This window comes from Rhodophyticola sp. CCM32 (assembly GCF_004751985.1).
GTDB lineage: Bacteria > Pseudomonadota > Alphaproteobacteria > Rhodobacterales > Rhodobacteraceae > Rhodophyticola.
The window spans coordinates 3427420-3440073 of the sequence record NZ_CP038492.1; the positions used below are offsets into that span (position 1 = coordinate 3427420).

The window sequence follows — 12654 nt, forward strand, 5'->3', positions numbered from 1 at the left end:
GCCATCTATTGGAGGAGAAAACGATGGGACGTGTAGCATTGGTTACCGGCGGCAGCCGTGGCATCGGGGAGGCGATTTCCAAGAAGTTGAAAGCCGATGGGTATAATGTCGCCGCGACCTATGCGGGCAATGATGAGGCCGCTGCCGCCTTTACTGCGGAAACCGGCATCAAGACCTATAAATGGAATGTTGCCGATTACGACGCATCGGCCGCCGGTATCGCCCGGGTCGAGGCTGATCTTGGCCCGATCGAGGTGGTTGTGGCGAATGCGGGCATCACCCGCGATGCGCCGTTCCACAAAATGACGCCGGAGCAATGGAACCAGGTGATCGGCACCAACCTGACCGGTGTGTTCAACACGGTCCACCCGGTCTGGCCCGGCATGCGGGAGCGGAAGTTCGGCCGGGTCATCGTGATCTCCTCGATCAACGGTCAGAAAGGTCAGTTCGCGCAGGTGAACTATGCCGCGACCAAGGCCGGCGATCTGGGTGTCGTGAAATCCCTGGCCCAGGAAGGTGCCCGCGCGGGCATCACCGCCAATGCGGTCTGCCCCGGCTATATCGGCACGGAGATGGTCATGGCGGTGCCTGAAAAGGTGCGCGAGTCGATCATCGCCCAAATCCCCGCAGGCCGGTTGGGAGAACCCGAAGAGATCGCCCGCTGCGTGGCCTTCCTTGCCTCTGACGATGCGGGTTTCATCAACGGCTCCACCATCTCGGCCAATGGTGCGCAGTTCTTTGTGTGATACCAGCACCCCGATATTGAAAGAGGGCTGGCCCGTCCGGGTTGGTCCTTTTTATCTGTAAGGCTGGCTTCCCCGAAACCGCAAAAGCCTTATGGTTTCGACCTGAAATTCAGAACCATATATGCATTGCGCAGAGGGTAGAGCCCGAACCGAGGGGCAGGAAGCGAAGCGCCCGCCCCGTGGGGGCGGCTCAGACGCTGCCCGGCGGTGCCGCCGGGCGGAAAGGTGATGATGCGGAGCGATTCAGATTAAACGATTTCTGCTTTAGCTCACCCGTGCCACCACGTAATCGGCAAGATCGGCCAGCATATCGCGCAGGGGGTGATCGGGCATCCGGGCCATCGCGTCTTTGGCAAGACCGGCATAGCGCAGGGCCTCATCACGCGTGTCTTCCAGCGTGCCATGGCGGCGCAGAAGATCCATCGCATGGGTCAGGTCGCCCTCGTCCTGCTGGCCCTTGCCGATGGTGCGTTCCCAGAAGGCACGTTCCTCATCATCCGCTCTGGCAATGGCGCGGATCACCGGCAGGGTCAGTTTCCGCTCGCGGAAATCATCGCCCAGATTCTTGCCCATCACCCCTGAGGCCCCGCCCCAGTCCAACAGGTCATCGACAATCTGGAAACTCATCCCAAGCGCGTCGCCATAGGCGGCCAGCGTCTTCACCTGCGCCTCGGGCGCGCCGGAAATCACCCCGCCCACCTCGGTTGCGGCCTCGAACAGCGCCGCCGTCTTGCCGCGGATCACCTGGCAATAAACCGCTTCACCGGTGGTGATGTTCTGCGCGACGGACAGTTGCAACACCTCCCCCTCGGCGATGGTGGCTGCCGCGTTGGACAGAATATCAAGAACTGTCAGTGACCCGGTTTCGACCATCAGTTGAAACGCCCGGGCGAACAGGTAATCACCGACCAGCACGCTTGATTTATTGTCCCATAACAGGTTTGCCGTGGGCCGCCCGCGCCGCTGACCGCTTTCATCGACCACATCATCATGCAGCAATGTGGCGGTATGGATGAATTCCACCGTCGCCGCCAGTTTCTGATGCGCATCGCCGTCATAGCCACAAAGCCGCGCAGCGGCGAGGGTCATCATCGGGCGGATACGTTTGCCGCCCGCCTCGACCAGATGGGCGGTGACCTCGGGGATACGCGGCGCATGATCAGAGACCATCCGCGCCCGGATCAACCCGTTCACCGCGTCCAGATCATCGGTCAGATAGGCGCGCAGCCGGTCATGGGGTTTGGTGGCGGCCTCATCCAGGCTCATAGGTCGAACATCCCTTCTCTCGACAAGCGGGGCCCGCATGCCTAAATGCCGGATATGCAAGAAATTCTGCGCAGCACCGACCCGACAATTATCGCCTTTGCTTCGGCGCTTCTGTCAGGCGAGGATATAGAGGTGTTCGAGATGGACGTCCATATGAGCGTGCTGGAAGGCTCGATCGGGGTTTTGCCGCGCCGCCTGATGGTGCGCCGCGATCAGGCTTTTGAAGCGCGTGCGGTGCTGCGTGACAATGACCTGCACGTGACCGAGTGATGTGGGCCGAAGATGATCTGACCCAAGATGCCTTTCTTGGCGGGCGGGTGAGGGCCTGGCAGCCGCGCAAAGGCTATCGCGCGGGCACCGATCCGGTGTTTCTGGCCGCAGCCTGCACTGCCCGGCCCGGCGACACGGTGCTGGAACTGGGATGCGGCGCTGGCGTGGCCAGCCTGTGCCTGGCTGCGCGGGTGCCCGATCTGGCGATCACCGGGGTCGAGAGGCAGGCGGGTTATGCCGATCTGGCGCGCCGGAACGGCCTGAATGTGGCAGAGGCTGACCTGATCACCCTGCCAGCTGATCTGCGACAGCGCAGTTTTGATCATGTCATCGCAAACCCACCCTATTATCCGGCCGGTGGTGGTACGAAAGCGGGCGATGCAGGCCGCGAGGCGGCGCTGCGCGAAGACACAGCGCTGACCGATTGGGTTGAAATTGCCGGGCGGCGCCTGGCTCCGAAAGGCTGGCTGACAGTTATTCAGGCCGCAGAGCGGCTGCCCGATCTGATGGCGGCGCTTTCTGCTGCCGGTTTCGGCGCGATTTCGCTGTTGCCTCTGGCCTCCCGCACGGGTCGTGCAGCGGGCCGGGTGCTGATCAAAGCCCGGAAATCCGGGCGCGCGCCGTTTACCCTGATGGCCCCTTTTATCATGCATGACGGGTCAGACCATCAGAGCGACGGGGAGGATTACACCGCACCGGCCCGGGCGATTCTGCGCGACGGCGCAGCGCTCGACTGGCCCGGCACCGGCGAAATGCCGACAAATTAATGCATCCTTCTGCACGGGCCGCGTGACAAGACTCGGAACCTGTGGTTCCATCGTCATATCATTATCATATTGAGAGGAGGACGACGGATGTCGCTAGGCGCCCATCTTCAGGAACTGCGGAAAAAGCATGAAAGCCTCTCGGAACGGGTAGAGGCGGCGGAACGCAGTCCCGGCATGGACGAACTTGCTATTCGAGACCTCAAAAAACAGAAATTGCGCCTGAAAGAAGAAATCAGCCGTCTCGACGGCTGATATAGGGGGGCGGGGCAGCAACCTGCTTCTATGTTTAACCAGTGACCTCAGAGGCCGGGATACACACCCGGCCCTCACGATAGGGGTGAAGCTGTTCCGCTTCCCCTTCCAGCCACGCCAGAAACGCGCGGATCTGGGGTTTGTCTTTTGTGATCTCGGGGCAGACAAAGCGGTAATGCGCCTGGGTTGTCAGCGCAATCTTATAGGGCGCCACCAACTGCCCTGACCGTAACGCCTGTTCCGCCAGCGAAATCCGCCCCAGAACCACACCGCCACCGGCTTGCGCCGCATCCACCGCATGATCGGCCTGGCTGAACCGGGCGCCGGTTTTGGGTGGCGGTGGCAGACCGGCGGCACGAAACCAGGCGGGCCAGTCGATCGGCGGGGTCAGAAAGCCGATATCTTCCTGATGCAGCAACGGCGCATTTGCCAGATCGGCGGGTTCGGGAAAGCTCGCGGCCAGGGCGGGTGCCATCATCGGGGTCAGCCATTCGTCGATGATGGATTGGGAATAAAGCCCCGGTTCTTCCCGCGGCATCCCGAACCGAATGGCGACATCCACATCGTCACGGGTAAAATCCATCAGGCGCAGCGTGGCGGAAAACCGCAGCTCGATTGCGGGATGTCTCTGGGCAAAATCAAACATGCGCGGGGCCAGCCATTTGGCGGTGAAGCCGGGGCCGGCGGTGACGGTCAGCGTGGTGCTGTCGATGCTGCGCCGGGTGGCGCGCCAGGCGGCATGCAGGGCCGCAAACCCATCCTGCGCGCCGGGGGCAAGCATACGGCCCGCTTCGGTCAGTTCCACCGCACGGTTCAAACGGCGAAACAGCGGCGCACCCAGAGAGGTCTCAAGCGATTTGATCTGAAAGCTGAGGGCGGCAGGGGTGACGTTCAACTCTGCTGCGGCCAGCGCAAAGCTCATATGGCGGGCGGCGGCATCAAAGGCCCGAAGCGCGGTCAGCGGGGGAAGACGGTCAGACATATCAGTTAAGTATACCTTATCTGAACCATGAGAAAGTCTCGTTTGTCTGTCTTTTATGAAAGGCCCATATTCATCTCAAACCGGAGCCAAACTCTAAAGGAATTTGAGAGATGATCGAAGTTGCCATGACCCTTGAGGCGCGCAATGCCTATACAATCGCCCATCAGGAACGCGCCCGCGCCGTGAAATCAGCCTTCGGCTGGCTGTCTCCTTCCAGAATCGCTCACTGGGTCGTGTCCCTTGTGCGCATCGTCTCCCTGGGTCACGGCCCGGTTTCATCTGCGCGGGGATGACGGGCAAAGCCATGACAAGCAGGCTCAGCGCAGCCTGACCGCTCTACAAAACCTGCGCGGCTGTCACCCACCAGTTCGGCTGTGCCGCGCCGATTTTGGCGGCGGCCTCCTGCGCGGCTGTTTTCTCGGCGAAGAGGCCGAAACAGGTGGCGCCTGATCCGCTCATCCGCGCCAATGCGCAGCCGGGGCGGGCATTCAGCGCGTCCAATGCGGTGTCGATTTTGGGGGTGAGCGCCCGTGCAGGGGCGGCCAGATCATTGCGTTGACGGCAGAGCCATCCGATGAAACCGGCAAAATCGCTCCATTCCGGGTCGGACAGGCCCGCGCCTTCGGTGGTTTCCAGCCCCTGAAAGACCGTGCCGGTGGAAAGTGCCACGTCAGGGGTGACCAGTACACATGTCATCTTTGGCAGGGGCGGCACCTTATCCAGCACATCGCCAATGCCCTGCATCCGGGTGGGGCAGGCCGCCAGACAGGCGGGCAGATCGGCCCCAAGCGTCAGGATGTCTGCGGGTCCGGGCAGAGGCTGATCCCAGAATGCGGCCAGCCCTGTCAGGGCAGCGGCGGCATCTGCTGATCCACCGCCGATCCCTGCTGCGTTGGGCAGTTGTTTTTCCAGAACAATTTCCGCTCCGTGACCGGGCCCGAACAGGGCGGCGGCTTTCAGAACCAGATTATCCGGCCCGTTGGGCACCCCGGCAGCGCGCGGGCCCATCACCTGCAGCGCCAGCGTATCAGCGGGAGAGAAATGCAGCCGGTCCCCCACATCTGCGAAGACAACCAGAGAATCCAGCAGATGATAGCCATTTTCCTGTCGTCCGGTCACATGCAGGGCAAGGTTGATCTTGGCCGGTGCAAAGACACTGGCCCCACCCGTGGTCATTGGGTTTCGCCTTCGGCAACCTCTTGTTCCAGAACCTGCGTCAACCCGATGTCCAGTTTCAGACGGATGCGGGTGGCGTCTTCCTCGGTCGGTTCAAATGACAGGGCGCGCTGCCATTGAAACTCGGCCTCGCGGGTCCGGCCGACCATGTAATAGACATCGCCCAGATGGTCATTGAGGATCGGATCATTGGGCAGCAGTTCCACCGCCCGTTCCATTGGTGCGACCGCCTCTTCAAATCTGCCCAGCCGGTAGAATACCCAGCCCAGACTGTCGACGATATAGCCTGATCGCGGCTCAGTGGCGACGGCGCGTTCGATCATCGCCAGCGCCTCATCCAGATCGCGCCGCTGTTCGACCAGCGAATAGCCGAGATAATTCAGAACCTGCGGCTGATCCGGGTTGAGGACAAGGGCGTGACGGAAATCGGCCTCGGCCTCGGTCCAGCGGCCTTCCCGTTCCAGACTGATGCCACGGGCGTAATGCAGAAACCAGTATCGCGGCTGATCCGTGTCGACCAGCGCCAGCGCGTCTGAATAGGCCACCACCGCCGGGCCGAACCGTTCCATCCGGCGCATCATATCGCCCAGAGCCGCGTGAACCGAGGCGAATTGCGGATAGGTTTCTGCCAGGTTCTGCAGAACCGTGGCAGCCTCATCCTGCTGATCCATTTCAAACAGGGCTTCGGACTGTCCAAGACGGGCGGTGACAAAGGCCGCTGCGCTATCGGGGATCTCGGCATAGGTCTCTGCGGCCAGATGAAGCTGCCCGTCATCCATCAGCAATTCGGCGGCCAGCAACAGGGCATCATAATGGCCCGGGTCAATTTCATAGGCCGCGCGGGCATAGACCAGCGGCAGGGTCGGGCCGCTGTCATTGCCCAGCCCCTGAGCCAGGGAATAGAACACCTCGGCCACGCCCTGCCGGGCATTGACGACAAAATCATAAGGCCGGGTCGGGTTTTCGGTGATGCTGTCGCGAAGCGATAACAGCGTCGGGTCCGGGGCGGCGGCGGTGGCGGCGGTCAGAAGGTCCAGCGCATCGTCCTGCCGGTCCAGTTGGACCAGCACCTGCGCATGGGTCTGGATGCCATGGGACGTGGCCTGAAGCGGGCCATATGTTGCGCCCGACAGGATCGCATCGGCGCCTTCGAAATCGCCCACGGCGGCGCGGGCAAGCGCCAGGTGAAACTGGGCAATCCCGGCCAGCGGGCCGCTATCGGTCAGGTCTTCAAACCCGGTTACCGCGCGGCTCATATCGCCCTCACCCAGATGCAGCCAGGCGGCTGTCAGCCCATCGACCAGGGGGCCGGCGCCCTCGCCGGCCTCAATCGTGGCCAGCGCGCCTGCCAGATCGCCCACCTGAATACGCCCCACCTGTTCAACCATGAAGGCCAGTTCGCGGTTCGGGTCGGTGTCCGGCAGGCGGGCGGCAATCTGCATGGCCCGGTCCCATTGACCAAGGGCGGCCCGGGCCAGAAGCGCATTGCCGATCAGCCCGCGATTGTCCGGGTCACGCTGCAGCGCCTGTTCGAAATAGATCGCCGCCTCGCGATGATCCCCGTCAATCACCGCCTGGCGCGCGGCCAGATACGGGCCGGCCAGACCGGTTTGGGCCTGGGCCGTGGCGGATAGCGGCAACACCAGGCCCGCGCCCGTCAGGGTCAGGAAAAGCAGGGCGATAATACGCATCGGGATCTCCGGTTATAATACAGATCAGACAGTAGAGCGTTTCTTCAGTAAACTGAATCACTTCTGCGCAATCTCAAGGCGATATGGTAACTTTCTTGTCTGAATGCCATATATCTCAATCCACATCGGGCTGCTGTAGTGCAGGGCTGTGACCTGTCGTGTTTCAGATTTCCCCGATATGCTTTGAAGGTGCTGACCCGGAGGTTTGGGCCTGATCTCAAAAGGTTTCACCGCTGGCCAGCTCAGGTTTCCGGTCATCCTGAAACTGATGTTCGAACAGACGCCGGAAGGCCCCGTTGAGCGCCAGCAATTCATCGGCCGATCCCTGTTCAACCTCTTCGCCATCATGCACGACGCAGATCTTGTCAGCCTCAAGTATTGTCGACAGGCGATGGGCGATGATGATGGTTGTTCGCCCCTCGGTCAGCTTTTTGATCGCGTTTTTGACCAGAGATTCCGATTCCGTGTCCAGCGCGCTGGTGGCCTCATCCAGCAGCAGTATTTCCGATTGCCGCAGGATCGCCCGGGCAATCGCAATCCGTTGCTTCTGCCCGCCTGACAGGAATGTTCCGTTCTCGCCGACGGGTGTGTCATACCCTTCGGGCAGGGCAGTGATGAAGTCATGGGCGTTTGCGGCTTTGGCGGCGGCGATCACGTCTTCATCACCTGCATCGGGCATCGAACAGCGCAGGTTTTCCATCACGCTTGTCGCAAAAAGGAAGGTGTTTTGCCCGACATAGGAAATTTTCTGCCGCAGCGAGGCAAAGGTCACATCCCGCAGATCCTGCCCGTTGATAAGCACCTGGCCCTGACTGGGGTCGAAAAAGCGCATGATCAGGCCAAAGATGGTTGATTTCCCACCGCCTGATTGCCCCACAAGCGCGGTTGTCTTGCCTTCCTCGAATGTCAGGTTCATCCCTTTGATGACCGAAATACCATCCCGGTATCCGAATTTCACATCCCGCAGCTCGACCCGCCCCCTGTCAGGCGCCAGTTCGATCGCGTCCGGGCTCTCCAGGATAAACTCTTCCTGATCAAGCAATTCGAACATCATTCTCACGCCGACCATCAGCGTTTCGATTACAACCCGCATCCGCGACAGGCGCTTGGCCGGTTCATAGGCCATCAGAAGGGCGGTGACGAAAGACATAAGCTGCCCGGCGGTTGCAGGTTCCCCCCCGCCCAGATTGAGGGAACTGACCACGATCACACCTGCAATTGCACAGCCAGCCAGGACTTCCATCAGGGGGCTGGTGATGGATTGCAATCGGGCAATGGCGTTTGCGCGTTTTTCAACTTGCTTGATGGCAGAATCCATGCGGCCTGCCATGCGGTCTTCCAGACCGAAAACCTTGATCACCTCGATCCCGTCCGAGGTTTCCTGCAACACCTTGATGATCTCGGTCAGCGAGGCAAGCTCCGCCTCCATGATCTTGCGCACCCGGCGGATCAGAAGGCGCACACCAAGAATAGCCAGAGGGCCCACAAACAGCGTTGCCATCGACAGGATGGGTTGCTGATAGACCATCACGGCGACAAGGGCGACCAGGGTCAAGAGGTCACGCACAAACCCGGTGACAAGCACGTCGATCAACTGCCGCGCGGATTGTGCGCCATGGGTGACGCGCATCAGAATATCCGATGATTCCGTATCGCGGAAAAAGGCAACACCGCGCTTCAGAAGCTTGCGATACACCCTGTCCTGTTGTGTGGCCACGATCCGGTTGCCCGCGCGGGCCAGGAAAACGGTCTGCGTATAGGTCGCAATGCCCTTGATGCTGAAAATTGCGATGACACCTATGGCCACAAGGAACACGCGCGACCGGTTGTCAGGCTCGGTCATCGAATCGATGATGCCTTCCATCATATAGGCGATGCCGCCGGTCGTGGCCGCGATAATGATCATGGCCACGATCACGATGGCATATAGATGGCCCTGCGCGCGAAAGCTTTCGCCCACAAGCCTGCCCATATAGCCCGCGCGCCAGCGCCGCCACATCCGCGGGATCAGCCAGCTTTTGGAACTGTCCATGTCCTGAAGGGCCCTGAGTGTTTATCTGATGGGGTTAACATATCTGTCCTGTCTGTGCTGTTCCATCTGTGCAAGCCAAAAACGGCCCGGGGCAGATATCAGCACAGCATAGTGCCAAATTACCAAATATCATGACATATGCGTCAACATTTCTGCCTCTGATCCATCATGCCGCATTCAGATAAGGGGCCTCTCGGCACTCCGCAAGCTTGGGTCCGGTGGATGACACAGATCAGCGCTTTGGTGGTTCCATTTGCCTCTCAGCCCGGCGGGCCAAGCGTAGCTGCGGCATCGGGTGCGGCCTCCGGCGCCAGTTCCTCGAAATCGAAATGATCCAGCCGGTGCGCCCGTTTGCCTGCCTTGTCCGCCGAAATCTTGATCTCTTCAAGGTCTTTCGCGGCCTGTCCGAAATGGCGGTCAAGATTGCCGACCCGCTGCACCAGCCGGGTCACATCCCCCCCCAGCATCGCCAGTTCCTTGCGGATCGCGCCCGCCTGTTCCCGCATCCGCGCGTCTTTCAGGATCGCGCGCATCGTGTTCAGCGTGGCCATGCAGGTGGTCGGCGACACGATCCAGACCCGGGCATTGAACCCTTCGCGCACAATCTCGGGCAGGCGGGAATGCAGCTCGGCATAGACCGCCTCGGACGGCAGAAACATCAGCGCCCCATCGGCTGTTTCGCCTTCGATCAGGTATTTGGTCGATATATCCTTGATATGCACCCGCACCGCGTTTCCAAGCGCACGCAGGGCCACGGCCTGCTCCTCCTTGGTGCGGGCGGCGGCATAGGCCTCATAGGCCTCGAACGGGAATTTCGCGTCGATCACAATCGGGCCGGGCGGGTTCGGCAGATGGATCAGACAATCGGCGCGTTTGCCGTTCGACAGGGTCGCCTGCAATGAATAGCTTTCCGCAGGCAGGGCGTTTGACACGATATCGGTCAGCTGGATCTCTCCGAACATGCCGCGCCGCTGCTTGTTCGACAGGATATCCTGCAGCGACAGCACATCGCCGGACAGTTTTTCGATATTGGTCTGGGCGCGGTCGATGGTGGCAAGACGTTCCTGCAACCGGGTCAGGCTTTGTGTCGTCTTCTCGGACGAGCCGGTCAGGGTTTCCTTCATCCGGTCCTGCAAATCGGACAGGGATCGCGCCGATTTCAAAGCGTTCTCGGCCAGCCGGTCAGAGACCTGCGCCTGCACCTCGGCCAACCGTGTTTCCATGGTCTGGATCACCCTGACCTGTGCCGTCGCCTGCGCATCGCTGACCGTCTGGATATTGCCCGCCAGTTGCCCCTGCCCCTGTCCCAGAACCTGCACATCCTGCGCCAGACGGCTGACCTGACCCGCCATATGGGCAAATGACTGGCCCTGCCGCCCGGCCCGGCGGACCACGACAATCAGCAGGATCAGCACCAGAAGCAGCAGCCCGATCAGGATGCCCGCACCCAGGGTCAGCGGGTCACTCAGGTCAAATGTCATGTCGCCAAGCTGGATCATGTGCGCCCAAACAGCCGTTCGATATCGCTGAGTTTCAGTTCCACATAGGTTGGCCGCCCGTGGTTGCATTGCCCCGAATGCGGTGTTGCCTCCATCTCGCGAAGCAGGGCGTTCATCTCATCGGCCTGCATCCGCCGCCCGGACCTGATCGACCCATGGCAGGCCACCCGGCTGAGGATCGCGTCAATCCGCGCCTGCAGGGTCTGACTGTCCCCCAGCTCGTCCAACTCGTCCAGAATATCGCGCAGCATCGCCTCGGCATTGACCGGCCCCAGAATCGCCGGTGTCTCGCGCACGGCCAGCGTGCCGGGCCCAAAGGCTTCGATCCCCAGACCGAACCGCGCCAGTTCCGGCGCCATGCCCAGCAACCGGTCGGCATCGGTTCCGAATGTCACGATCTCGGGGATCAGAAGCGCCTGTGCCGCGACGCCGTTTTCGGCCATCTGGCGTTTCAGCCTTTCATAGACCAGCCGTTCATGGGCGGCGTGCTGATCCACAATCACCAGACCATCCTCGGTCTGGGCAAGAATGTAGTTCTCATGCACCTGCGCGCGCGCCGCACCAAGGGGCAGGGCCTCTACTGCGGGGCTGTCTTCCGCCACCTCCTCCACCCGGGCGCTGGCCGGGGCGAAGGGCGTGGGCGCCTCCCCCAGACCCGGTGCCGCATCCCCGCCGCCCGGGGCCTGCCAGCTCTGCGCCGCCCGCAGAACCGTCTGCGAAGGCCGGTGATCCATCTGGTAGATACGTGCATCCTTCGGCTGTGGGGCCCGGAAGGCCCCCAGCGTCGCATCCGCCACCGTGGTCGAGGCGCGGTGCCCCGCCTCTGCCAGCGCATGGCGCAGCCCGGTCACGATCAGGCCACGCGCCACGCCCGGTTCGCGGAACCGCACCTCCGCCTTGGCCGGGTGCACATTCACATCCACCCGTTCCGGCGGGCAGTCGATGAACAGGGCCACGGCCGGGTGCCGGTCACGGCTGAGGAAATCCGCATAGGCCCCGCGCAAGGCCCCGATCAGCAGTTTGTCCCGCACCGGGCGGCCATTGACGAACAGATATTGCGCCACGGCAGAGCCCCGCGAATAGGTGGGCAGGCCCGCATAGCCAATCAGCCGCAAACCGTCGCGTTCCGCATCAATCGGCAGCGCGTTTTCGGTAAATTCGCGGCCCATCACCACACTCAGCCGGGCGCAGAGCGCGTCGAACAGATCTCCCTGTTCCGCATCGGCCCGGAAAGTCACGCGGGGGGTGTCGCTGACATCGCGCAGGGTAAAGCCGATGCCCGGTTCCGCCATCGCCAGACGTTTCACCACATCTGAAATCGCCTGCATCTCGGCCCGGTCTGTGCGCAGGAATTTCAGCCGCGCGGGCGTGGCAAAGAACAGATCGCGCAATTCGACCACCGTGCCCGCGCCAAGTGCTGCGGGTTTCACCGGGCTGTGCTGCCCGCCGCTGACGCTGATCTGATGCGCCTCGCCGCCTGCCACCCGGCTGGTGATTGTCAGCCGCCCGACCGCGCCAAGGGAGGGCAATGCCTCTCCCCGGAAGCCGAAGGATTGAATGTTCAGAAGGTCCGAGCCGTCGATTTTCGAGGTTGCATGGCGGGCAAGCGCCAGCGGCAGATCCTCCGGCCCCATGCCGCAGCCATCATCGCTGACCCGGATCAGGCCCTTGCCGCCAAAGCCTATATCAATGCCGATCCGGCGCGCGCCTGCATCAATCGCGTTTTCCACCAGTTCCTTCACGGCTGAGGCGGGGCGTTCCACAACCTCACCCGCCGCAATCCGGTTGATGACGGTTTCATCCAATTGCCGGATTATCTGCTGCGTATCGCTTATTTTGGGGTCTGCATTGGGCATACCACTATGGGTAGCATGGCCAATGCGATTCGGGAACGGCTGGCGTCTGGCCTTCCAGGCGAAACCCGCATGTGGCTAAAGCACCGGGCTGAAATTCTGAACCACCCCGCATCATCC

General features: G+C 61.7%; 12 protein-coding genes. 5 read left to right on the forward strand and 7 right to left on the reverse strand.

The window, feature by feature from the left end:
* Positions 1-23: 23 nt before the first annotated feature.
* Positions 24-746 (forward strand): acetoacetyl-CoA reductase, encoded by a 723-nt coding sequence (phbB, locus tag E2K80_RS16735; RefSeq protein WP_135376035.1) that lies wholly within the window; start codon positions 24-26, stop codon positions 744-746.
* Positions 747-1010: 264 nt separating this feature from the next.
* Here the strand turns inward: phbB and E2K80_RS16740 are convergent, their stop codons facing one another.
* A complete protein-coding gene (locus E2K80_RS16740; protein WP_135376036.1) occupies positions 1011-2012 on the reverse strand; it encodes a polyprenyl synthetase family protein in 1002 nt (333 codons plus the stop codon).
* A 54-nt stretch (positions 2013-2066) separates the two neighbouring features.
* Between E2K80_RS16740 and E2K80_RS16745 the strand changes: the two genes are divergently transcribed.
* From E2K80_RS16745 to E2K80_RS16755, 3 genes are all read left to right on the forward strand, one after another.
* Positions 2067-2282, forward strand: a complete 216-nt coding sequence (locus E2K80_RS16745; protein WP_135376037.1) for a putative signal transducing protein — start codon at positions 2067-2069, stop codon at positions 2280-2282.
* Positions 2282-3049, forward strand: coding sequence for a tRNA1(Val) (adenine(37)-N6)-methyltransferase (locus E2K80_RS16750; protein WP_135376038.1), 768 nt, complete (start codon positions 2282-2284; stop codon positions 3047-3049). The genes E2K80_RS16745 and E2K80_RS16750 overlap by 1 nt, the downstream gene beginning before the upstream one ends.
* Before the next feature lie 87 nt (positions 3050-3136).
* On the forward strand, positions 3137-3301 hold the full coding sequence (locus E2K80_RS16755; protein ID WP_135376039.1) for a YdcH family protein: 165 nt from the start codon (positions 3137-3139) through the stop codon (positions 3299-3301).
* Between the two features lie 34 nt (positions 3302-3335).
* Here the strand turns inward: E2K80_RS16755 and E2K80_RS16760 are convergent, their stop codons facing one another.
* Complete coding sequence (locus tag E2K80_RS16760) at positions 3336-4283, reverse strand: transcriptional regulator GcvA (protein ID WP_135376040.1); 948 nt, start codon at positions 4281-4283, stop codon at positions 3336-3338.
* A gap of 110 nt (positions 4284-4393) precedes the next feature.
* Here E2K80_RS16760 and E2K80_RS16765 point away from each other — a divergent pair, with 110 nt between their 5' ends.
* Positions 4394-4576 carry a hypothetical protein gene (locus E2K80_RS16765; RefSeq protein ID WP_135376041.1) on the forward strand — a complete coding sequence of 61 codons (183 nt, stop codon included), beginning with the start codon at positions 4394-4396 and terminating at the stop codon, positions 4574-4576.
* Between the two features lie 43 nt (positions 4577-4619).
* Here the strand turns inward: E2K80_RS16765 and E2K80_RS16770 are convergent, their stop codons facing one another.
* From E2K80_RS16770 to mutL, 5 genes are all read right to left on the reverse strand, one after another.
* Positions 4620-5459, reverse strand: coding sequence for a 4-(cytidine 5'-diphospho)-2-C-methyl-D-erythritol kinase (locus E2K80_RS16770; protein WP_135376042.1), 840 nt, complete (start codon positions 5457-5459; stop codon positions 4620-4622).
* The gene (locus tag E2K80_RS16775) at positions 5456-7150 is read right to left on the reverse strand and encodes a tetratricopeptide repeat protein (RefSeq protein ID WP_135376043.1); all 1695 of its coding nucleotides are present in this window, start codon (positions 7148-7150) and stop codon (positions 5456-5458) included. Before E2K80_RS16775 ends, E2K80_RS16770 begins: the two co-directional genes overlap by 4 nt.
* A gap of 217 nt (positions 7151-7367) precedes the next feature.
* The gene (locus E2K80_RS16780) at positions 7368-9182 is read right to left on the reverse strand and encodes an ABC transporter ATP-binding protein (RefSeq protein ID WP_238475572.1); all 1815 of its coding nucleotides are present in this window, start codon (positions 9180-9182) and stop codon (positions 7368-7370) included.
* Positions 9183-9442: 260 nt separating this feature from the next.
* Positions 9443-10681: a DNA recombination protein RmuC gene (locus E2K80_RS16785; RefSeq protein WP_135376044.1), complete on the reverse strand. Its 1239-nt coding sequence runs from the start codon at positions 10679-10681 to the stop codon at positions 9443-9445.
* Positions 10678-12537, reverse strand: coding sequence for a DNA mismatch repair endonuclease MutL (mutL, locus tag E2K80_RS16790; protein WP_135376045.1), 1860 nt, complete (start codon positions 12535-12537; stop codon positions 10678-10680). Before mutL ends, E2K80_RS16785 begins: the two co-directional genes overlap by 4 nt.
* Positions 12538-12654 lie beyond the last annotated feature (117 nt).

Bases quoted from the DNA above. Each gene is read 5' to 3' on its own strand.
- E2K80_RS16750 (WP_135376038.1), top strand. From the start codon at position 2,282: ATGTGGGCCGAAGATGATCTGACCCAAGATGCCTTTCTTGGCGGGCGG.
- mutL (WP_135376045.1), bottom strand. From the start codon at position 12,537: ATGCCCAATGCAGACCCCAAAATAAGCGATACGCAGCAGATAATCCGG.
- E2K80_RS16760 (WP_135376040.1), bottom strand. From the start codon at position 4,283: ATGTCTGACCGTCTTCCCCCGCTGACCGCGCTTCGGGCCTTTGATGCC.
- E2K80_RS16780 (WP_238475572.1), bottom strand. From the start codon at position 9,182: ATGGACAGTTCCAAAAGCTGGCTGATCCCGCGGATGTGGCGGCGCTGG.
- E2K80_RS16755 (WP_135376039.1), top strand. From the start codon at position 3,137: ATGTCGCTAGGCGCCCATCTTCAGGAACTGCGGAAAAAGCATGAAAGC.
- phbB (WP_135376035.1), top strand. From the start codon at position 24: ATGGGACGTGTAGCATTGGTTACCGGCGGCAGCCGTGGCATCGGGGAG.
- E2K80_RS16775 (WP_135376043.1), bottom strand. From the start codon at position 7,150: ATGCGTATTATCGCCCTGCTTTTCCTGACCCTGACGGGCGCGGGCCTG.
- E2K80_RS16740 (WP_135376036.1), bottom strand. From the start codon at position 2,012: ATGAGCCTGGATGAGGCCGCCACCAAACCCCATGACCGGCTGCGCGCC.
- E2K80_RS16765 (WP_135376041.1), top strand. From the start codon at position 4,394: ATGATCGAAGTTGCCATGACCCTTGAGGCGCGCAATGCCTATACAATC.
- E2K80_RS16785 (WP_135376044.1), bottom strand. From the start codon at position 10,681: ATGATCCAGCTTGGCGACATGACATTTGACCTGAGTGACCCGCTGACC.
- E2K80_RS16770 (WP_135376042.1), bottom strand. From the start codon at position 5,459: ATGACCACGGGTGGGGCCAGTGTCTTTGCACCGGCCAAGATCAACCTT.
- E2K80_RS16745 (WP_135376037.1), top strand. From the start codon at position 2,067: ATGCAAGAAATTCTGCGCAGCACCGACCCGACAATTATCGCCTTTGCT.